This is a genomic window from Streptomyces sp. NPDC102258 (assembly GCF_055584685.1).
This window is the reverse complement of sequence record NZ_JBVJLO010000023.1, coordinates 72969-93197: the sequence shown is the minus strand read 5'-3', so window position 1 is coordinate 93197 and position 20229 is coordinate 72969. Positions and strand designations below refer to the sequence as shown.

The window sequence follows — 20229 nt, the reverse complement described above, 5'->3', positions numbered from 1 at the left end:
CCCGCCACCGACCGGTGCCTCCCCGCCCCGCGCATGTTCCCAAGGAGAACGCAGTGTCCCGTACCCTCCGTCAGGCTGCCCGTAAGAGCGCGGTGGCCGCCCTCTCCAGTGTCATCGGTGCCGGACTGCTCACCGCCGCGGCCGTCGCCACCGCCCCGGCCGCACAAGCCGCGACGACCTGCACCGGAACCGCCTCGATCTACGGCATCCTGCCCGACGGCCGCCTGACCTTCAGCACCATCACCCCGGCCACGGGCGAGTTGAAGAAGGTGCTCGTCGGAGCAGACCTGGGATTCGAGCCCAGAGCGATGGCCACCCTCAACTTCAACACCGTCCTCGTCACCTCGACCACCGGCGCGCTCTACCGCCTCGACGTCCTCACCAACAACACGTCGCTCGTCCTGGAGCGCCCGCCCGTCAAGATCTTCGAGAGCGGCTGGACCCACGACAAGCTCGCCTACGACGGGCACGGCCACCTGTACGGCACGGCGGGCGGCGTCCTCCTCCAGTACCTGGTCTCGCAGCCCAAGCCGACCGGCTCGGCGCACATCGGCCAGCGCAAGGAGATCGGCAGCGGCTTCGTCCTGAAGACCCTCACTGCCGCCGGCGATGACCGGCTGCTCGCCACCACCTCGACCGGTGCGCTCTTCTCCTACAAGATCAGCGACGACGGCACCTGGGACCGCGACGACCTCAAGACCTCCGGCTGGTCCGGCTTCGACCATGTCGTATCCCCCGGTGGCGGCCTCTACTACGGCCGGATCGAAACCACGGGCGCCATGTACTGGTACAAGGACGCCAACCCGGCCGACGGCACCGGCACCGACATCGCGTACCACAACGACACGCCCGTCAACACCGGAGGCTGGACGCAGGAGCTGCTCTCCGCCCAGCCGGAGACATTCAGCTGCACCACCGCCGCGGACCCGCTCGACGGTACGGACATACCCGCGGTGAAGGCGGCCGGCCGCGACCTGATGAACAAGCACGACGACGGCGCCTGGAACAACTCCACCCAGTGGAACTGCCTGGAGCAGCTCTGGGACAAGGAGAGCGGCTGGCGCTACTGGGCCGACAACCCGAACTCCACGGCATACGGCATCCCCCAGGCCCTGCCCGGTTCCAAGATGGACGCCTTCGGTGACGACTGGCGTACCAACCCCCTCACTCAGATCAAGTGGGGCCTGTCCTACATCGACGGCCGGTACAACACCCCGTGCGGCGCCTGGAACCACTTCCTGAACAACAACTGGTACTGAGCCGCCCGCCTCCTCCCGGCACACGCTCACAGCGCCCCCTCTTCCTTCCCCTTCACGCTTCCGGCCCGACGCGCGTACGTCAGGGCTGCCCCGAATCCGGAGAGACACCCATGTTCTCGTCGTCCCGCAAGCTCCGCCTGGCCGCCAGCACCCTCGCCGTCGCTGCCACCACCCTCGGCATGGTCACCCTCAGCTCGGCGCCGGCGCAGGCCGCCGCGATCTGCGGCGGCGACGTGTCGATCTACGGCACTCTCCCCGACGGACGCCTCACCTACACGGCGATATCCCCCGACAACGGCGACCGGGTCAAGACCCTGATCGGCGCGAACCTGGGGTTCACGCCCAAGGCGATGGCCACCCTCAACTTCAACACGGTCCTCGTGACGTCGACGGCCGGGGACCTGTACCGCGTCGACATCCAGACCAACGACAACGCCTTGACCCTGGCCGGGATCACCAAGATCTGGGACGGCGGCTGGACCTTCGACAAGATGACCTACGACGGCGCCGGTCACCTCTACGGGACGGTCGCCGGCCAGCTCCACCGGTACAACGTGTCCCAGGCCAAGCCCAGCGGCCCCGCCCACATCGCCAAGCACGCGGTGATCGACGACGGCTTCGTCCTCAAGACCCTCGCCGCCGCCGGCGACGACGTCCTCATCGCCAGCACGGCCGACGGCAGGCTGCTCTCCTACCAGATCAACGGCGTGGGCGACTGGGAGAGTTCGGAGCTCAAGAGCGACGGCTGGTCGGCGGTCGACAACCTGGTCTCGCCCGGCGGCGGCCTCTACTACGGCCGTACCAACGGAGGGATGTACTGGTACCACGACGCCGACCCCACCGACGGCAAGGGCGGCGACATCGCCTACCACCCCAGCGACCCGGTCGACGCGAGCGGCTGGACCCAGACCCTGCTCTCCGCCTTCGCCAACGACTGCACCTACCAGCCGCCGGCGCCCCCGGCGCCCAACCCCTCGACCAAGGGCGGCCAGATCGCCCGCAGCGAGATCATGAGCCGCGCCGTGAACTGGCTGAACCGTGACATCTCCTACAACCAGGGCGCCTACGCCTCCGACCCCGACGGCGACCACACCTACCGCACCGACTGCTCCGGCTTCGTCTCCATGGCCTGGCACGCCGCCAGCAGCTACACGACCCACAGCCTGCCGAGCGCCGGCACCGCCATCTCCAAGTCCGACCTCCAGCCCGGCGACGCGCTGAACACCCAGGACGGGCACGTGGTGCTCTTCGAGAAGTGGGTCGACAAGGCGGCCGGCAAGTTCTCCTACATCCACGAGGCCAACACCACCGACGACATGATGCGAGGCCAGGACTACCTCAACGGCGGCACCGACGGGCGCATCGCCGGTCACGCCGCCTCGGGCTACGTCGCCCTGCGCTACGACAACGTCGTCAACGGATAGGAGGTCTCGGACGATGCCCGTCCCGTACCCCCCCGGTTCTCAGACGCCCGCGTGCCCGAGCCCATCGCCCACAGCGAACTCGCTGCCATGACCCGCCGCTTCGAAGAGGTCTCGGAGAAGCATGACCGCGAGTTCGGGATCATCAAGTCCGACCTCACCGCGGTACGCCTCCAGATCGGCAACCTGGACCAGAAGGTCGAGGCGCTCGACAAGAAGATCGACCGGAACCAGGCCCAGATCATCGAGCTGCTCACCCAGCTCGTGCGACAGCACCCAGACGCCGGCTGATTTCCCCGGGCCGGTGCCCGGCCGTACATGACGACAGCCCCGACCTGCGGTCTCCGGTCGGGGCTGTGGTGTGTCCGGAGTCAGTTTCCGGCGAGGAGATGTTCCTGTCGGCCCCGGACCACGTCGCGCCAGGCGGAGCGGACGTCGGCTTCGTTCACGGTCCAGCGGGTAGTCGACGGCTCCGAGAGCGGCAGGCCGGCCATGAAGTGGGCGATGTCGGTGAAGTGGGCGAAGTCGCCGGTGGCGGTGAGCGCGCGCAGTCGGTCGACGGTGGCGGCCCGGTCCTGGTCTTCGCCGCGGACGGCGTGGTGGAAGGCGAGGGCGAGCTCCACGAACCGGTGGAGGAAAGGGGGAGCCCTGCGGCCGCGGCTTCGATATCGGTCCGCAGGCCGGGCTGAGCGGGACCGCCGCCCCCGGCGAGGGGAGAGCGGGACACGGAAATCGGCGAGGAGTTCCGACCTCCTCGCCCCCTTCACCGTACCGCGCGCCGGGGGGCTTGCGGCAAGGCCCCCTCCGTACCGCAGAATCGGCGGCCCGGGGCCCGGACCGACAGCGGATCCGAGGCCTGGACCTGCGGAAACGAGGAGTCACGCCATGCGTGTGCTGTTGTCTGCCTGGGGCTCGCGCGGGGACGTGGAGCCGCTGGCCGCCCTGGCGGTAGCGCTGCGGGAACAAGGCGCCGAGGCGGTCGTCTGCGCCCCGCCGGACGAGGAGTTCGCGGCCCTGCTGGCGCGGGTCGGCGTACCGCTGGTGCCGCTCGGCCCGTCCGTGCGCTCGGTGGTCTCCGGCCCCAAGCCGCCGACGGCGAAGGACGCCTTCCGGCTCGCCCCCGAACTGGTCGCCGCGCGCTTCGAGACGCTCACGGCGGCGGCCGAGGGGTGCGACGTGCTGCTGGCGACCGGCCTGATGCCGGCGGGCGCACGGGACGTGGCCGAGCAGCTGGGCATCGGCTACGTGTACGCCTGCTTCCACACCAGCGGGCTGCCCTCGCGGGAGTTCCTCCCCGCCGCCCGGCCGGGCCATGCGTCCGCGGGGGACGAGAGCGGCCACCGCGCGCTGTGGGAGGAGGACGCCCGGCGGGTGGACGCGCTGTACCGCGAGGCGCTGAACGGCCACCGCGCCGCGATCGGCCTGCCGCCGGTCGCCGGCGTCCGCGACCACGTCTTCGGCGACCGGCCGTGGCTGGCGGCGGACCCGACGCTCTGGCCGGCGCACGACACGATGGACCTCGACCTCGTGCGCACCGGTGCGTGGATCCTGCCCGACGACCGCCCGCTGCCCGCCGACCTGGAGGCGTTCCTGGCCGCTGGCCCCCCACCGGTGTACGTCGGCTTCGGCAGCATGGCAGCCCACGCCCCCCAGGACATCGCCCGGGTCGCCCTGGAGACGGGCCGCGCCCTCGGCCACCGCGTCCTGCTCGCCCGCGGCTGGGCCGACCTGGCCCCGGCCGCCGACCCCGCGCGGGACCCCGCAGCACACACTCCCACCGACTGCTTCGTCGTGGGCGACGTGAACCACCAGGCCCTCTTCCGCCGGGTGGCCGCCGTCGTGCACCACGGCGGCGCGGGCACGACGACGACGGCCGCCCGGGCCGGCGCCCCCCAGGTCGTCCTGCCCCGGATCGTGGACCAGCCCCGCTGGGCCGCCCGGGTGGCCGAGCTGGGCATCGGCGCGGCACACCACGCGCCGGACCCGACCACCGACTCCCTGTCCGCCGCCCTCCGCACGGCCCTGGCCCCCGAAACCCTGGCCCGGGCCCGTTCCGTCGCCGCCACGATCCGCACCGACGGCGCCGCCACGGCCGCTCGCCTGCTGCTCGACGCGGACGGCTGCCGGCCCCACTAACCGTCAGAAACCCCGTCGGGCCGGCTCATTCGCGGGGTGCGTGCAGCCCCGAGACGACCAAGTGCACCAGCAGGTCGTACGTCTCGTCCAGCTTCTCCGGCAGTTCGAACGCGCCCCCGGTCTCCTGGACCTTGAGTTCGACCTGTAGGGCCGTACCCGAAGGAGAGCGAGCCCGGACCTGTGACTGAGCGCTTCAGTTGGCGGATGAGCGCTTGACCTGGCGGTTCTGCGAAGGCCCGGCTTCAGAGGGCGGTGAGGGTGCGGAGGTGGTCGACGAGGGTGCGCCGGGCGGCGCGGGACTGGGGCGCGATGCGGTCCCATCCGTGAGGTACGCCGGGGTGGACATGGAGTTCGACCGGGACGCCGGCGGCGGCGAGGCGGGCTGCGTAGGAGATGTCCTCGTCGCGGAAGATGTCCAGGTCGCCGGTGTCGATGTAGGCGGGGGCCAGGCCGGTGAAGTCCTGCAGGCGGGCCGGTGCGGCGATCGGCGAGACGGCAGTGGTGCCGAGCGCGTCGCCGAGGACCGTCGTCCAGGCGGTGTGGTTGTCGTCGTAGGTCCAGGTCAGGAAGGGCTCGCGGGTCGGGTCGGGCGTCTGGTTGCGGTCGTCGAGCATCGGATAGACCAGGATCTGGCGGGCCAGGGGTATCTGCCGGTCGCGGGCGAGGATGGCGGCGGCGGCAGCGGGTGCGCCGCCGCCGCTGTCGCCCATCACCGCGATGCGGCCGGTGTCCGCGTGCAACTCGTGGGCGTGGGCGACGAGCCAGGTCAGGCCGGCGAACACGTCCTCGGCGAGCATGGTGCCGCTCGCCTCGGGGGCCAGGCGGTAGCCGACGGACAGGAACGGCACCCGGCTGTGGGCGACGTACCAGGACAGCAGGGTGTCGTAGGTGTCCAGGCTGCCCAGGACCATGCCGCCGCCGTGGGCGTAGACCACGGCGGGGCCGGGCCCGGTCTGTTCGGCGGTGGTGTACCAGCGCAGTTCGATCCGGGCCCCGTCGGGTGCCGTGGCGAAATGGGTAGTGGTCTTGATCCCGCTGACCGGGGGGACCAGGGCGGCCATGGCCGCCTGGCCGAGGTTGCCGGCCTCGCGCATCGCCCGCCAGTCCCCGCGCTCGCGGGCGGGCCGGTCCGCGCTCTGGGCAGCCAGGGCGGCCATGATCGGGACGAGCTCCGGGTCGAGGGTGTAGCTCATTGTCAGGTTCTCGCTTTTTATAGGTGGGCGGAGCTTGTCGGGAGGTCGTGCCGGTGCACGCAGGCCGGGCGGCCTCACGTGCACCGCGGGGCTCCGGCGGGGCCGGGGGCGGAGTCGGGTGCTGTGCGGCGCGAGCTCGCTCAGTACGGCGAAGGCTGGTTGCGGATCAACGCGAGGCTGACGATCTTTCCGTCGCGGACGCTGAAGTAGTCCGACGTGACCAGCTCGGCGGGAAGGTTGGTCTTGTCGTAGGTGCCGTCGTAGCGGGAGCGGACGATGGTGTCGCCGTGGTGGTCGAGGACCTCGCGGACCTCCATCGTCACGTGGTCGCCGATCATCTCTTTCTCAGCCCAGCGCCGGATGGCGTCCACGCCGTTGATCTCGCGGCGTGCGTCGTTGACGTAGGCGTCCGGGGCGAAGGCCGCCACGATCCGGTCGAGGTCGAATGCGTTGACTGCCGCCAGGTATTCGGCGACGACGGGCGGCAGGGAAGCCGTCACGGTCATGGTCTTGCTCCTTCCGGGCCGGCGGTCCGGTTGACCGCCTTGACGCAAGACTGCGAGGTGCCCGAAAGGGAGGGTCAAGCACCGCGCCCAACCGTGACCCTCCCCCCAGGGGAGGTGGCACAGTGACGGGTATGGACGCCACCCTGCCGATCGGGGACTTCGCCCGAGCCACGCATCTGAGCGTGAAGACGCTGCGCTACTACCACCGGGTGGGCCTGCTGGAGCCCGACGAGGTCGACCGGCACACCGGCTACCGGCACTACACCACCGCACAGATCCCGACCGCGCAGATCATCCGCCGCTTCCGCGCCCTCGACATGCCCGTCGAGCAGGTGGCCAAGGTGCTGGCCACCGACGACCTGGCCACCCGCAACGCGCTCATCGCCGCCCACCTGAACCAGATGGAACAGCAACTGACCCGCGCCCAGAACGCCGTCGCCTCGCTGCGTGACCTGCTCACACTTCCGCCGGGCGGTGCGCGCGCCGAAATCGGGCGCCGCCGCGTCCCGGCTACGCCCGCGGCCGCGATCACCGAGACGGTCGACGTCGGCGAGGCACTGACCTGGTACCAGGGCGCACTCGGCGAGATCTACGCGACGCTCGACGCCCAGGGCCTGACCGCCGACGGACCGGCCGGCGGGATCTTCAGCAACGACCTGTTCACCCACGAACACGGCCCGGCGACGATCTTCGTGCCGTGCGCCGGACCGCTACGCCCCATGGGCCGGGTCACTGCGCTCGTCGTCCCCCCGGTCGAGCTGGCCACGATCGTCCACCGTGGCCCGCACACGAACATCGACCTCGCCTACGGAACCCTCGGCGCCTACGTCGCCGACCACGCCCTCGCCGTGGACGGCCCGATCCGCGAGTACTACCCCGTCGGACGCCACGAGAGCACGGACCCGGCCGAGTGGCGCACCGTGATCTGCTGGCCGGTCTTCCACACCGGGCCGGCCTCCGACACCTCCGAGGCGCTCGGCGACGGCGCCAACGGTCAGTAGATGACCTGCACCCACGGTGACTCCTGCTGGCAGGCCCCGGCGTCTGCTCGGTAGAGCCCGCCGACCGGAACGCTCAGACGCGCCGACTGAAGCGCTCAGCCACACGCACAGTGGAACGAGCCGGGCGTCTTCAGCCGGTGGATCGTCGCCTACGGCATCCCCCAGTTCCTGGTCTGGGGAATCGGCCTTCTCATCGCCGCGCCCTCCTACCGCAGCCGGACGACACCGCACCACTGACCCGAACCTACGGGCGCCAGCGGCCCACGGCTGAGGAGTCCGACAGGCTCATCCGCCTGCCTGCAGGCGAATCAGGGCGTCCCCGGAGTCCCGGTCACCGGGCAGGTAGGCCAGGAAGTGGTGACCGGGCTCGTCCACGGCGGCCAGTTTCACGTACCGCAGGCGCAGTTCGCCGACGGCTGGGTGCCGGAAACGGCGGACCGAGGGCTGGAATCCGGCTGTCTCCCGGCGTTCGTACCAGCGGGCCGCGTCGCCGTCGGACAGCAGCTCGCCGATGAGTTCGGCGAACCGCGGGTCGTTCGGCCGGCGAGCCGCCCGGGACCGGAACTGGCCGAGCAGGGCGCGAGCCTCGTGTTCCCAGTCGGCGAGCAGGGTGCGTGCCGGCGGCCAGCGGAACACCAGCCAGAGCAGGTTGCGCTGCTTGGGATGCAACCGCGCCGGATCGGTCAGCAGCGCGGCGTAGCCGGAGTTCCATGCCAGCAGGTCCCAGTGCGGGTCGAGCACCACGGCGGGGTGTGGAGTCATGGCCTGTACCAGACTGAGCAGGTTGCGCGACACCCAGGTGGGAGCATCGGCGGGCGGCCTGCTCTCCTCCGTGAAGGACAGGACGTGCGCGGTTTCCGCGGCGTCCAGTCGCAGCACCCGCGTCACCGCGCGCAGCACCTGCTCCGAGGTGCGTACCCGGCCCTGCTCCAGCCACGTGTACCAGGAGACGCTGATGCCCGCGAGTTCGGCGACCTCGGCTCGCCGCAGCCCCGGTGTCCGGCGGCCCGGGGCGTCCGGCAGGCCCACGTCCCTCGGCGTCAGCCGTTCGCGGCGGGACCGCAGGAAGGCCCCCAGTTCACGGCGGAAGGACTCGCCCCGCGGTGCGGGGGCGGTGCTCATCGGCCACCGCCCCCGCGGCCGGCCGTGCCCGGTGAGGAACCGTGGTCCGCAGCGGGCGGTGCGCAGGTGTCCGTCGGCGACAGCCGGCCGCGCGTCATGGTGCCCCTCCTCCGGACGGAGGGCGCCGCCCGGCCGCGGGTGCCCTCTTGTGATGCTGCCGTCATCAGGCGCGATGCCGGACCGGCAGGCTGTGAGTGATGGTAATAGCCAGCCCTCTCCGCCCAGCAGGTCCCGGTGCTGAACTGGTGACAGATCGCGTCCGCCAAGGATCGGTCCCTCTGTCACCCGTTCTCGTCGAACCATTCGGAAGGGAGCGTCCACCCCGTGACCACCACCGCGCCGACACCGGTGGCGACCTTGCCCGCGTCCTCCTTGCGGCTGTTGCGCACCGCTGGATTCGTCAGCAACTTCGACCGCTTCTGCATCGCGCCCATGCTGGTTCTCATCGGCCCCCGGCTCGGGGCCCCGCTCCCCACCGTGGTGCTGGCCGCCAGCGGTTACTACCTCACCTACGGGCTCATGCAGCCGGTGTGGGGGCTGGCCAGCGACCGATGGGGTCGCGTGCGGGTGATGCGGGTGTCGCTCACCGGCGCCGCGCTTGCCGCCCTGGCCTCGGCCCTCGCTCCCGACGCTCCCGTGCTGATCGGGGCCCGCGCCCTGGCCGGCGCGTTCTTCGCCGCCTCCATCGCCGCCTCCTTGACGTACGTGGGCGACACGGTGCCCGCCGCGATACGGCAGCACCCGCTCAGCCAACTGATGACGGCGTTCGCGCTGGGCACCGCCGTGGCCACGGTCGTCGCCGGGGCGCTGGCGCACTACCTCAGCTGGCGACTGGTGTTCGCGCTGCCGGGTGTCCTCGCCGTCTACCTGGCGGTGGCCCTGCGCCGCCTGCCCGAGCCCGAGCGAGCCCCCTCCGGATCACTGCTGGCACCCTTCCGCGTGGTCCTGTCCTCGCCGTGGCAGTGGTACGTGATGGCGGTGGCGATGCTGGAGGGGGCGGTGCTCCTCGGCTTCCTGACCTACCTGGCCCCGGCCCTGGAGGCGCGTGGAGTTCCCACCACCCTGGCCGGCGCGGTCGCGGCCCTGTACGGGGTCGGTTCCATGGCGGCCGCGCAGGCGGTCAAACGGCTCGTCGGCCGCTGGTCCCCGGTAAGCCTGATCGTGGCCGGCGGCGCGCAGATGGGTGTGGCGTACCTTCTCGCCGGCTTCAGCCAGTCCACCGGGACGCTCGTCGTGGTCGCCCTGCTCCTCGGGGGTGGTTGGTCCTTCATGCACTCCACCATCCAGTCGTGGGCGACGGCGCTGTCCCCGACGGCCCGCGCAACGAGCGTGGCCATGTTCGGCGTCGCCCTGTACGTGGGCAGCGCCGTGGCCAGCGGATTGGCGGCCTCCACCGTCCAGGCGTACGACTACCGGCCCCTTTTCTGGCTGGCGGCGCTCCTCACCGTGCCGCTGACGGTGGCCGCGGCGGTGGGCCGGGCGCGCTATCGCTGACGGGCGGTCCGGTACGCCGGCCATGCAGGCCGAGGGTTCGAGGACGCGTCCGAAATATGAGGCCGGTTACCGCCCTCTACCTGGCCGTCGCCCGCCGCCACCAGCTCACCCTCGCGCCCCGCGCCGCCGACGGAAAGCCAGCGGACAACACGCCTGGGCCGAGCCCGCCGGTGGCTGGGACCGCTCGCCAACCCAACCGACGGCGGTCAGGGCGGTGGTCCAGTCGGTGGCCATGGCCGGCTGCGCCGGGGCCAGGTCGACGGTGCCGGCGCAAACCGCCTTGTCCAGCTTGTACTCGACGGTGTCCTTGCCGACGGCGGTCGAGCCGCAGGCAGCCCCGGACAGACCCGGCGGTTTCCAGGGGCCCTGGCAGACGGGAGCCGGCGCCCCTCAGGCGGCCTTGGGAGGCTCCGGGAAGGCAAGTGCGGGTGCGCCGCCCGCCCACCACACGCCGATCACGAACGCGGCCGTGGCCTCCATGTATGCCGCCCGGTCCAGCCCGCCGACCGGCAACGGGCTCCACCCCATGGCGGTGATCAGCTCCGTCACGTGCTCGGCAGCCCTCGGGGCGTCCGCGCAGAACGGCACCGCAGGCGGGGTCGCGCCGAAGGCGGCCGCCGGGTGCTCCCACATGCCCGCGTGGACCAGATTGAAGGCCTTCGCCACATGAGCGCCCGGCGCCGCAGCCCCGATCAGGCCGGCCACGCTCTCCCCGGCACCGGTCGTCAGCATCACCCCGCCAGGCCCGGGGGCGAGGGGGTTGGTGCAGTCCACGACCGTCCGCCCGGCCAGTACCTTGGCGTGCTCCCGCGCCAGCGCCGGCGCCACCGCCGCCGGTACGGCGAGCAACACCACCTCCTCCCCAAACGCCGCTGCCTGCCCGGGCGTCCCGTGTCCGGCCGCCCCGATCCGCCCGGCGAGCGCCTCGGCAGCGGCCATGTGCCGCCCGCCGATGAACACCTCGTGCCCCGCCCGCGCCCACGCGCCGCCCAGCGCCGCCGCCATGTCCCCCGTACCCAGTACGCCTATGCGCATCGTCGTGATTCCCTCTCGTCCTGCTCGTTCCATCCTGGGGGTCGACGCTACGCACGCAGACGTGCACCGTTCGGTGTCCATCAGGAGAGGCAGGATGGGCGGTATGGAGAAGCTGACCGATCCGGTCGCGGGGCTGCCGGACCTCGAATACACGGCGGACTGTCGGGCGCGCGTTGCCTTCGAGGTGCTGGCCAACCGTTGGGACAGCGTCGTGGTCTTCACGCTCGGGGTGACCGGCCCCATGCGGCCGCGCGCGCTGGCGGTGCGTATCGGCGGGGTCAGCCCGAAGGTGTTGAACGAGGCGCTGCGACGGCTGGAGTACAACGGCCTCGTCGAACGCCACGCCTACCCCGAGGCCCCGCCGCGCGTGGACTACGCCCTGACCGAGGCCGGAACGGCCTTGCTCACGCCGATGCGGGCGATGGGCGCGTGGGCCGCGCGATACGCGGACGATGTACTTGACGCACAGGACCGGTACGAGACCCGCTGAGCCGGCCCACGCCAAGGCACAGCCGCCCCAAGTGCGTGCATCTTTCCTGTTGCGGCCGGAGAAGCGTCACCCGGCACCCCCGGCCGCCCTGGTCTCCTCCGGGGCTGGGAGGAGATTAAGGCGAGTGCGCGGTACGGAGGATGGGAGCCCTGTCGGCCGCGTGACGCGCGCGTTCAGGGGCGGCGTCCGGCCGACAGTCAGCCGGCCCGGTGCACCTCGAATCCCCCTCCTGCCTCCTCCTGCTCTTTTCCGGGCCTTCAGGGCCGTTCGACGCGGAAGTGGTAGCAGCCGTAGTCGACCGCTCGTACGTGGACTTGCGCGGTCTCCGGGTCGGCGAAGGCCCGGCCGAGAGCCTGGTCGAAGGCCTCGGTTGCGTCCTGTGACACCTCCAGCAACTGCCCGCCGATGATGCGGCCCCGGCCGTCGTAGCGGCGCAGCACCCGCAGGGCACCGGGCCGGGCCCAGGGGTAGCCGGTGGCCCCGGCATCGGGCCCGCCGCAGTCCTCGGCGTGAATGAAGACCGGCCCCTGCTCGTCGTACGCACCGGGGTCGGCGCCCGTCCCGGCCGCCCAGCGGCGCAGGGGCGCGTAGGAGACGAGGGCGATGCGCTCGCCCATGGCCCCGGGCCGCAGGCAGCAGCGCAGCGGATCACCGCCCTCCGGGGCCGTGTACGGGGACATCGGGCGCCCGGCGTCGTCGAGCACGCGGAGCTCGGCCAGGGCTGAGGGGTCGATGGGCAGAGGCTGGTAAGTGCGTGTCATGCCCGCCAGCCTGGCGTCGACCGGGCCGCCGTGCTGGCCGGAATCCGACGTGTAGCTCCGCCGCGGGCGCGCGCACCGTGAACCACCACCCGGTCACGGGATCAGGATGGGCGGCTAAAGAGTGTTGCGGAAGGGCCTTTTCGGGCAGACCGGGGTGCTATCTGGTGCTTTACCCGGCCATGACGAGGTTGGGCTCGTGTCCGGGGACAGCCCCTGCGCGGCACCGTTGTCACCGACATGCAGGTGCTGATGAAGCGCTGCGCGCGGGCCGGCCACCGGTGACCCCCGCCGGTACGCGCTCGGGCAGCGGGGGTCTTCGACCGCGACCGCCAGGCCACGGGTGCATCGTCCGCGTCTACCCCTCCCCGCTCGTGCTGCGCCTCGGGGACTGGGCGGGGGTTCGAGTGGATCGCGCGCCCGGTCGCGTGCGGGCCGGCCGCGCCACCGCCAGCCGCCGACGGCGGGGACGCCGCCGCCCCGGCGGGGTGGATCCCGCCCCGCACCCGGACTGCTTCACAGAATTGACGCGTGCGTAGGGACAGACGCGGCAGCACTGACCACCTGGGAGATGAACGCCGACTCCACGATCTGCCGGGCTCTCAACACGCGGTCTCGGCCCGGCGGGGACGGACAAGCCGGGCACGGTCCAGTGGCGGCTGGCCCACGAAGATTCAATTGGCCGGTGCACAACGACAGCCACCGCACCGGCCGATACGGAATTCCGGGCGATTTTGTCATCGCATTGCCTTTAGTTTACGGTGGACGAAACGCGGGACGAACCGCGTTCCGATGTTCGGGAGGTGATCAGCGTGCCTGGTGGCAGTAGTCCCGAGGCGTATGCGCCACCGATCCCGCTTGACGCACCGAAGTAACATCCCGCAGGGGAAATGTCTTTCCCCGACGGCTGCGTCTTCTCTTATGCGTCTCCTACGAATCCGACGCCGCACCGGCGCACGGCCTACCGCCGCGCGCTGCGTCTCCGGATCCTTCTCAAACACCTTCACCACACGTTCACCACCAAGGCACGTCCGGGCTTCGCCGGGCGGCACGCCGAGTGCTGCCCAGGACGTGCCGTGACGGGAGTCTTTGCCATGTCCCACCTGACGCCGACACACCACGACGACACGCTCATGCCTGCCGAAACGGTCGCCGAGCACACCCAGAAGGTCGAACTGCTTCGCGAGATCAATACGGAGATCCGCGGCCTGAACAAAGAAATGGAAGACATTCGGGAAATTACTGAAGACCAGCTGAAGGTCACCGTGGAAACCCGCAAGGTGAGCGCCTGGACGGCCATAGCCGTCGTGCCCGGCGCCCTGGCGTCCCTTTACGGATCCAACTTCGAGCACATGCCGGAGCTCCAGTTCAAGTACGGCTGGCCGCTGTTCCTCGCCGCTCTGGCGTCCACCGCGTTCGCCACCTATGTCGCAGTCAAGCGCAAGGGCTGGCTGTAGGACGCGCGGAAGCGCGCCGAACGGAGGACGGATACATCATGTCGGACGATTCCATGCGCTCCCCACTGACCGGGCTCACCCCGGGGGACCTCGACGCGTACTCGAAGGACGAACTGCGGACCTTCCTGCGAGGGGTCCGCCGCTACCGGAAGGAGATGGTGCTCCTGCACCGCAAGTCGGTCGACCTCCACCGCGGCACCCAGGTGGCCCGGAGGGTCTCGTCATGGCTCGTGGTGTTCATGATCCCCACGTTGTTGGGCGGCATCTACTCGGCGAACTTCCACCAGCCCGAGACGGCGTTCGTCTGGGCCTGGCCCGCCTTCCTCGCCCTGGTCACGGGTTCGGGCATCGCCATGTTCACCCACCTGCGACGCCGGGGCTGCCTCTAGGCCGTGCAGCGCCGTCTCCCGAAGTGAAAGTGAGGGTCCATGACCCGCAGCACACGGCGGGGCCGTCCCGGCCACCGGCCCCGCCGCACCGCGCTCATCGTCATCCCGGCGTCCCTGCTCACCGGAGCGCTGCTCTTCCCGCAGCTCGTGCCCGACCGGCCCGGTCACCTCGGCAGCCTCATCGAGACCGTCCTGCCATGGTCGGGCATCGCGGTGGCAGTCCTCCTGCTGGGAGCCGTTGCAAGGGGCACCACCATGGCGGCAGCCGCAGCCCTGGTGCCCCTCGCCGCCTGGTGCCACCTCTTCGTCCCCACCCTGACACCGCCGCCCCGGGCCGGACCCAGCGAGTTCGAGGCCCTGTCCTTCAACGTCGGCGGAGCCCGTACCACCCCGGAGGCCGTCGCCCGCCAGGTGATCGCCACCGGCGCCGATGTCGTCGCCCTGGAGAAAGTCCCCCTGCCGGCCGTGCCCGCCTACGAGAAGGCGCTCGCGGCGGCCTACCCCCACCACACCACCCACAACACACTCGGCCTGTGGTCACGCCACCCCCTGCGCCAGGTCGAGGCCATGGACCTGGGCGGTCCCTGGCCGCACGCAATCCGGGCCGTAGCCGCCACCCCCGGCGCAGACACCTCCGTATACGCGGTGCGCCTGCCCTCCGTACGCGTCCGGGCAAGCGAAGGCTTCGCCGTCGGTGCCCGTGACGCGGCCGCAGCCCAGCTGGCCGACCGCGTGGCCCGCGACCCGCAACCGCGCGTGCTCCTGCTCGGCGACCTCAACGGCAGCCTCGCCGACCGCGGCCTGGCCCCCCTCACCCGACACCTCGCCCCCGCCCAGGAACACGCGGGCCAGGGCTTCGGATTCACCTGGCCGGCAGCCTTCCCCATGGTCCGGATCGACCACGCACTGCTACGCGGCCTGGAGGCCACCCACACCCGCGTCCTGCCCGACCTGGGCAGCGACCACCGCCCCGTCCTCACCGGACTGAAGTCTTCCAACTCCGCGCCGGAGGGGAATTAGTTTTTTAACCTCGGGACCTTCTTGATGCCCCCATTGATCGTCAAGCCGTTGAGGCGGGCTGTGCGTCGTAGGGGGGTCGGGTGCGGTACTTGGCAGAGTCGTTCATCCTTGGGTCCTTGCGGCGGGGCCGTTCGGTCGAGCAGTTCCTTTGGGCCGTACGGCTCGGCAGAGCGCCCGGGTGTGCGCTGTGTCGAGGTTCGTCCGACGAAGAGGCCGACGAGTTCGGTCGGCTCCTGGGCATGGCAGAAGACCCTCTGGCCGCGCTGATCGTTGCTGAGGATCGCACTGGAGCCGAGCGGGATCGGTGGGTCAACGAGAACGTCGTCCAGGACGAGTACGGCGACTTCGTGCGCGCGGGCCGGCCGTCGGGTGCTTCGTCTGACGGCCACCCGTGGCCTGACGTGCCAGACGTTCCATGAACTCTCAGGCGGCACGGAGCCAGTCCCGGTAAGTGTGGGCGAGGTCGTCGTCTCGGCGGATACCGCGTTCGAGGGCGGAGATCGTGGCTGTCCAGAGGCCGAAGTGCCGTGCGGCGGTGGTGAGGGTGATGTTCTTGGACTGCCGCCGAGGTCGCAGGCCGGCAATGCCGGGGGCAGTGACCGTGGTGGTCAGGCAGGCGGAACATCTCCCGGGCGGTGGCCCGTTTCAGGAGCCGGATGATCTCCTTCTACGTGCGGCCGACGGCGGTCTGTCGGGCCACGTATGCGCGGGTGCGGGAGTCTGCGGCCACGCGAACGAGTGCGATGCGGTGCCGGTACGTGCGACCGCTGGAGGCAGGTACCGGTGCGGCTCCGCACAGGACGGCGAAGGAGGCCTCGGTCCGCATGCGTTCGGGGTTGCCGCCCGCCGTGATCAGCAGCTGGGGCCGCGGTGTCGGGGCCGACTCCGTAGGTGGCTCGCAGGCCGGGGTTTTGGACGGTGACCTCGCTGTCCAGGGCTTTGGCCAGGGTCGCGTGCTCAGCAGTCAGCTCTTTGACGAGCTCCTATCGGGTCGTGTTCCGCCCGGCCGGAGCCGTGAGAACAGGTTCCGGCCGGGCGGACAGAACAACCGGAGGACCACGCCGGTGGACGTCCTTGCGGCGGAACCCCGCCGTGCCTCGTCCGAATTCAACGACTGCGCGCACTCCGGCCTCGCCCTGCGCCTCCCTCGCCTGCTCTCCGCCGGGCACCAGGCCACCAGCCGCAACTTGGCTGGATGGCAGCCGACCGCGCCCGGCACTTCGCCGCCGCCGCGGGGGCGCCCGTGGCGGTCGCGGAGGCGGCCCGCCAGCAAGCTGCCCTCGCCCGCAAGGCCGGCTGGCACGACCGGGCCCTCACCCTCGCCCTAGTCATCCAGCAGGACGGTCTCCAGCTCCTTCTCCCACTGACTGCGCAGACCGAACGCGGGGTAGGGGTCTCCATCCATCCGCTCCACGATGGCCAGGGTCTCGGGCTGTCCGATCAGCGCGTACCGACCGTGCGAGGTGGCGGGCCTATTGCCCGGCCCCTACGCCCGCAACAGCTCCTCCTCCAAGCGGGCGCGGTGCCGCGGGAGTCTCGGCGGTGGCGGTCAGGATTGCGCGGCCGAGGGTGTGGCCGGCCATGGTGAAGCCGAGGGCGGCCGGGGTGGCGTCGGCGGGGACGCCGATGGTGTCGACGTCGAGGGCGTGCACCACGGTGAAGTAGCGGTGCGGGCCGTGTCCGGCCGGCGGGGCGGCGCCGATGAAGCGGGCCGCGCGGGTGTCGTTGGGCAGTTGGAACGCGCCCCCGGGCAGCCCCGAGCCGGTGTCGTCGCCGGCGCCTTCGGGCAGCTCGGTGACGGTGGCGGGGATGTCGGCGACCGCCCAGTGCCAGAAGCCGGACCCGGTGGGGGCGTCGGGGTCGTAGACCGTGACCGCGTAGCTCCTGGTGCCCTGCGGGGCGCCGCTCCAGGAAAGCTGCGGGGAGACGTCCTTCCCGCCGGGAACGCCGGCGAGGCCGGAGAACTGCTCGATCGACCAGGCGGCGCCGTCGGTGACGGTGGTGCTGACAACGGTGAAAGAGGCCGCCTCGGGGAGACGGGCAAAGGGGTCGTTGGCGCTCAAGGTGTCGTACCTCTCAGGTGGGCCGTGGGGTGGTGGTGATGCGGCCGACGGAGGGCCCGCCGTGGCAGCGCCGGGAGGGCGATGCGGTCGCGCTTCTGCTCACCACCGAGATCGACCATAGCACCGATAATCGATTATTCGCCTGATCGTCTATTGTGTAGACATGACCCAGACGACCCACCCCTCAGCCTCGGCGGGGAAGCAGATGCTCTCCGAGCAGGTCTACACACACCTGCGGGAGGCGATCATGCGCGGGGATCACGCCCCCGGTGACGCCCTCAAACCCCAAGACCTCGCGAAAGAGCAGGGCGTGAGCCTGGCCGTCGTGCGCGAGGCGCTCGTACGGGTGGTCGGTGAGGGCCTCGCCGACCGGCTGCCCAACCGCGGCTTCGCCGTCCCGGCCTTCTCCGACCGTCGCTGGCAGGACATCGCGGAGGCCCGCCGGAGCATCGAACCGGTCATGCTGCGCATGTCCGTCGAACGCGGTGACATCGACTGGGAAGCCCGCGTACGAGCCGCCCACCACCGTCTGGCCCGCACCCCGGCGTACGTAGCGGGGGAGGGCGAGCACTACAGCGGCACATGGGCCGAAGCCCACCGGGTCTTCCACCGCACCCTGCTGGAGGGATGCGGCAACCTCGTCCTGCTGGAGACCTTCGACCGCATGTGGACCGCGAGCGAGCTGGCCCGCCGCTGGTCGGCGCACCGCAACCCCGGCCGGGACGGCGCCTTGGAACATCGCCGGCTGGAAGAGGCGGCCCTCGCCCGCGACGCCGACACCGCGGCCGAGGTCCTGACCCGGCACCTCACCCAGACCGCGGCCGGACTGACCGACTGCCCCCACCACGAACCCGCGGACGAAGCCTGACGCGCACCGCCCGCCTGGCCGCACGACCGCACCCGATCACCGAGACCGGAGTCCCAGCATGACCAGTTTCGAGGCGAGCACGAGCCGCCACTGCCACAACGCCGTCAGCCCTCTGCACGCATCCGTGTACTTCGCGCCAGAGCAGGAGAGCGAACTCGCCGCACTTGGGCTGGAGCGCGGACCCATGGTCTACCTCGCGAGCCGCGCGGCACCGCTCGGGGCCGTCGACGCGGGCACCGTCACAGCCACGTTCTACAACTTCAACCACCAGCACGTGCAGCGGTACATCCCCGCCGCATGGGCCGTCACCACACCGGAGAAGGTGATCACGGCACGCCTGCGCGGCGCCGGCCGAACGCTGCAGCGGATGCTCGGGAAGGAAGCCCTGATCTCAAAGGAGATGACCGAGGCGGCCGAACTGGCGCTGCACGCCACCGAAGCCTGCCGCCGGGAGGCACGCCCGCTGTACGCCGCCAACGCCGACCTGCCCGTACCCGAAGAACCGCACCTGGCCCTGTGGCACGCCGCGACACTGCTGCGCGAACACCGGGGTGACGGTCACCTCGCCGCCCTGGCGATAGCCGGCCTGTCCGGCATCGAGGCGCTGGTCCTGCACAACGCCACCGGCACGGCACCGACGTCGGCACTGTTCATGCGGACCCGCGGGTGGTCCGCGCAGCAATGGGACATCGCCCGGAACCAGCTGCGTGAACGCGGCCTGCTGGACGAGGCAGGCAACCTCACGCGGGCGGGCACGGCCCTGCGTGGCGAGACCGAGGTGCTCACCGACCGCCTCGGCGCCGCCCCGTACGACCACCTTGGCCCGGCCGCCACCGCACGCCTCACCGAACTGGCCGGCGGCTTCTCAGAAACCCTCAGGGCGGCGGGCGCCTTCCCCGCCGTGCACTTCGGCAAGGGCTGAGGGCGGGGGGTCCGGCGCCTCACGGTAACCACGGTCAGGTGGACGTTCAGTTCTGCGATGGCTGTGACGGCGGTTGCCGTGCTGTCGGTCAGGCGTACTGGCCGAGGTCGCTGTTTTCGAGGGCGGCCTTGTCGTTGAAACCGATGATGTAGCCGTCGGGGTCGCGGAAGTAGAACTCGCGCTGGCCGTTGTGGTCCCTGGTCAGGGGCTTGACGATCTCCGCGTGCCGGGAGACGTGCTCGTGGGCGGCTTCGAGGTCGTCGACGGGGAGGTAGAACATGCCGACGAACCCCACGGGTGTCTCCGCGAGGACGGGCAGCCAGTTCTTGAGATCGGCGTCGCGGTAGAGCATCGCGCAGAACTGTCCCTGGTGGAGGAGCATGTGGATGTCGTCGCCGTCGCGGGCCGTGCTGGAGTCGATGTCGAAACCGATCGACTTGTAGAAGGCGATGCTGGCGGCAGTGTCCTTGACGCTGATGCAGGGGCGAAAGGCATGAGGGTCTCCTGTTCGTGGAGCGGTGGTGCACGAGGTCCGCGAAAGTACTCGTCCTACTCTCCCGGCCCGGGCCCCGCCCGGCCGCCGGGGTGGGGCCGGACGCGGCAGGTCGGTCCCGGGGGCCATGAGACCGGTCGGCTCAGGCTCCTGTGAGGCGTTGGTGGACGTCGAGGGTGAGGCGCAGGGCGTTCAGGGCGCTGTCGGGGGTGATGCGGTTCTCGGCGCGGCCGGCCAGGACGTCCAGGACGTGGTCGATCATCGCCGCGTACGGGCTGGTGTCCGGCAGGTCGATGACACTCGCCGTTGCGGGGGTGTGGGCGATGAGGGTTCCGGTGGACGGGCCGGTGAAGTCGGTGCCCATGCTGTGCTCCAGCACGGCGCCGGTGAAGGTGGCACGGTAGCCGCCGCGCATCCCGTACGGCTTCGGCATGAGCGAGGAGGACGTGAGACGGGCGGCGGCGCCGGGAAAGGCGAGGAGCACCTCGGCCGCCGAGCCGCGCCCCTCGGACCCCTCGGTGGCGGTGACGTGCACGGTGTCCGGGGTGCCCAGGAGGCTGGTGGCCAGGTCGAAGTCTGCGTGCATCATGTCGAGTGCCAGG

General features: G+C 71.2%; 22 protein-coding genes. 12 read left to right on the top strand and 10 right to left on the bottom strand.

Going from position 1 to position 20229, the window contains the following annotated elements:
• Window positions 1-53 precede the first annotated feature (53 nt).
• The 3 genes from ACZ6ZT_RS30405 to ACZ6ZT_RS30395 all read left to right on the top strand — a co-directional run bounded on the left by ACZ6ZT_RS30405 (window position 54) and on the right by ACZ6ZT_RS30395 (window position 2971).
• Entirely contained in the window at window positions 54-1259 is a 1206-nt protein-coding gene (locus tag ACZ6ZT_RS30405; RefSeq protein WP_469723351.1) for an aggregation-promoting factor C-terminal-like domain-containing protein, read from the top strand.
• Window positions 1260-1369: 110 nt separating this feature from the next.
• Window positions 1370-2683: a tachylectin-related carbohydrate-binding protein gene (locus ACZ6ZT_RS30400; protein WP_469723349.1), complete on the top strand. Its 1314-nt coding sequence runs from the start codon at window positions 1370-1372 to the stop codon at window positions 2681-2683.
• Window positions 2684-2734: 51 nt separating this feature from the next.
• Window positions 2735-2971, top strand: a complete 237-nt coding sequence (locus ACZ6ZT_RS30395) for a hypothetical protein (protein WP_469723348.1) — start codon at window positions 2735-2737, stop codon at window positions 2969-2971.
• 80 nt (window positions 2972-3051) lie between these two features.
• Here the strand turns inward: ACZ6ZT_RS30395 and ACZ6ZT_RS30390 are convergent, their stop codons facing one another.
• Window positions 3052-3303: a hypothetical protein gene (locus ACZ6ZT_RS30390; RefSeq protein ID WP_469723347.1), complete on the bottom strand. Its 252-nt coding sequence runs from the start codon at window positions 3301-3303 to the stop codon at window positions 3052-3054.
• A 262-nt stretch (window positions 3304-3565) separates the two neighbouring features.
• Here ACZ6ZT_RS30390 and ACZ6ZT_RS30385 point away from each other — a divergent pair, with 262 nt between their 5' ends.
• Window positions 3566-4816 (top strand): glycosyltransferase, encoded by a 1251-nt coding sequence (locus ACZ6ZT_RS30385; RefSeq protein ID WP_469723345.1) that lies wholly within the window; start codon window positions 3566-3568, stop codon window positions 4814-4816.
• Window positions 4817-5058: 242 nt separating this feature from the next.
• Here the strand turns inward: ACZ6ZT_RS30385 and ACZ6ZT_RS30380 are convergent, their stop codons facing one another.
• A complete protein-coding gene (locus ACZ6ZT_RS30380; protein WP_469723344.1) occupies window positions 5059-6009 on the bottom strand; it encodes an alpha/beta hydrolase in 951 nt (316 codons plus the stop codon).
• Between the two features lie 140 nt (window positions 6010-6149).
• A complete protein-coding gene (locus tag ACZ6ZT_RS30375; RefSeq protein ID WP_469723343.1) occupies window positions 6150-6515 on the bottom strand; it encodes a nuclear transport factor 2 family protein in 366 nt (121 codons plus the stop codon).
• A 131-nt stretch (window positions 6516-6646) separates the two neighbouring features.
• Here ACZ6ZT_RS30375 and ACZ6ZT_RS30370 point away from each other — a divergent pair, with 131 nt between their 5' ends.
• Window positions 6647-7516, top strand: coding sequence for a MerR family transcriptional regulator (locus ACZ6ZT_RS30370; protein WP_469723342.1), 870 nt, complete (start codon window positions 6647-6649; stop codon window positions 7514-7516).
• 285 nt (window positions 7517-7801) lie between these two features.
• Here ACZ6ZT_RS30370 and ACZ6ZT_RS30365 read toward each other — a convergent pair whose 3' ends face one another.
• Both ACZ6ZT_RS30365 and ACZ6ZT_RS30360 read right to left on the bottom strand, forming a co-directional pair.
• Window positions 7802-8638, bottom strand: a complete 837-nt coding sequence (locus ACZ6ZT_RS30365; protein WP_469723341.1) for a helix-turn-helix domain-containing protein — start codon at window positions 8636-8638, stop codon at window positions 7802-7804.
• Between the two features lie 281 nt (window positions 8639-8919).
• Entirely contained in the window at window positions 8920-9063 is a 144-nt protein-coding gene (locus ACZ6ZT_RS30360) for a hypothetical protein (RefSeq protein ID WP_469723340.1), read from the bottom strand.
• A gap of 7 nt (window positions 9064-9070) precedes the next feature.
• Here ACZ6ZT_RS30360 and ACZ6ZT_RS30355 point away from each other — a divergent pair, with 7 nt between their 5' ends.
• Complete coding sequence (locus tag ACZ6ZT_RS30355) at window positions 9071-10132, top strand: MFS transporter (RefSeq protein ID WP_469723339.1); 1062 nt, start codon at window positions 9071-9073, stop codon at window positions 10130-10132.
• Window positions 10133-10522: 390 nt separating this feature from the next.
• On the opposite strand, the gene ACZ6ZT_RS30350 is transcribed toward ACZ6ZT_RS30355, so the two are convergent.
• Entirely contained in the window at window positions 10523-11167 is a 645-nt protein-coding gene (locus ACZ6ZT_RS30350; RefSeq protein WP_469723338.1) for an NADPH-dependent F420 reductase, read from the bottom strand.
• A 103-nt stretch (window positions 11168-11270) separates the two neighbouring features.
• Between ACZ6ZT_RS30350 and ACZ6ZT_RS30345 the strand changes: the two genes are divergently transcribed.
• Window positions 11271-11657, top strand: coding sequence for a winged helix-turn-helix transcriptional regulator (locus tag ACZ6ZT_RS30345; protein WP_469723337.1), 387 nt, complete (start codon window positions 11271-11273; stop codon window positions 11655-11657).
• Window positions 11658-11914: 257 nt separating this feature from the next.
• Here the strand turns inward: ACZ6ZT_RS30345 and ACZ6ZT_RS30340 are convergent, their stop codons facing one another.
• Window positions 11915-12418, bottom strand: a complete 504-nt coding sequence (locus ACZ6ZT_RS30340) for a DUF1203 domain-containing protein (protein WP_469723336.1) — start codon at window positions 12416-12418, stop codon at window positions 11915-11917.
• 887 nt (window positions 12419-13305) lie between these two features.
• Between ACZ6ZT_RS30340 and ACZ6ZT_RS30335 the strand changes: the two genes are divergently transcribed.
• The 3 genes from ACZ6ZT_RS30335 to ACZ6ZT_RS30325 are packed head-to-tail and all read left to right on the top strand — an operon-like array spanning window position 13306 to window position 15281.
• Window positions 13306-13872, top strand: coding sequence for a CorA family divalent cation transporter (locus ACZ6ZT_RS30335; RefSeq protein ID WP_469723335.1), 567 nt, complete (start codon window positions 13306-13308; stop codon window positions 13870-13872).
• Between the two features lie 38 nt (window positions 13873-13910).
• Window positions 13911-14261: a CorA family divalent cation transporter gene (locus ACZ6ZT_RS30330; RefSeq protein ID WP_469723334.1), complete on the top strand. Its 351-nt coding sequence runs from the start codon at window positions 13911-13913 to the stop codon at window positions 14259-14261.
• 39 nt (window positions 14262-14300) lie between these two features.
• Window positions 14301-15281: an endonuclease/exonuclease/phosphatase family protein gene (locus ACZ6ZT_RS30325; protein WP_469723332.1), complete on the top strand. Its 981-nt coding sequence runs from the start codon at window positions 14301-14303 to the stop codon at window positions 15279-15281.
• 667 nt (window positions 15282-15948) lie between these two features.
• Here ACZ6ZT_RS30325 and ACZ6ZT_RS30320 read toward each other — a convergent pair.
• Both ACZ6ZT_RS30320 and ACZ6ZT_RS30315 read right to left on the bottom strand, forming a co-directional pair.
• Window positions 15949-16107 (bottom strand): hypothetical protein, encoded by a 159-nt coding sequence (locus ACZ6ZT_RS30320; protein ID WP_469723331.1) that lies wholly within the window; start codon window positions 16105-16107, stop codon window positions 15949-15951.
• A gap of 646 nt (window positions 16108-16753) precedes the next feature.
• Window positions 16754-17344: a YbhB/YbcL family Raf kinase inhibitor-like protein gene (locus ACZ6ZT_RS30315; protein ID WP_469723330.1), complete on the bottom strand. Its 591-nt coding sequence runs from the start codon at window positions 17342-17344 to the stop codon at window positions 16754-16756.
• A 163-nt stretch (window positions 17345-17507) separates the two neighbouring features.
• On the opposite strand from ACZ6ZT_RS30315, the gene ACZ6ZT_RS30310 reads away from it, so the two are divergent.
• Both ACZ6ZT_RS30310 and ACZ6ZT_RS30305 read left to right on the top strand, forming a co-directional pair.
• Window positions 17508-18212: a GntR family transcriptional regulator gene (locus tag ACZ6ZT_RS30310; RefSeq protein WP_469723329.1), complete on the top strand. Its 705-nt coding sequence runs from the start codon at window positions 17508-17510 to the stop codon at window positions 18210-18212.
• Window positions 18213-18270: 58 nt separating this feature from the next.
• A complete protein-coding gene (locus ACZ6ZT_RS30305; RefSeq protein ID WP_469723327.1) occupies window positions 18271-19134 on the top strand; it encodes an SCO6745 family protein in 864 nt (287 codons plus the stop codon).
• An 88-nt stretch (window positions 19135-19222) separates the two neighbouring features.
• On the opposite strand, the gene ACZ6ZT_RS30300 is transcribed toward ACZ6ZT_RS30305, so the two are convergent.
• On the bottom strand, window positions 19223-19756 hold the full coding sequence (locus tag ACZ6ZT_RS30300) for a VOC family protein (protein ID WP_469723326.1): 534 nt from the start codon (window positions 19754-19756) through the stop codon (window positions 19223-19225).
• Between the last annotated feature and the right edge of the window lie 473 nt (window positions 19757-20229).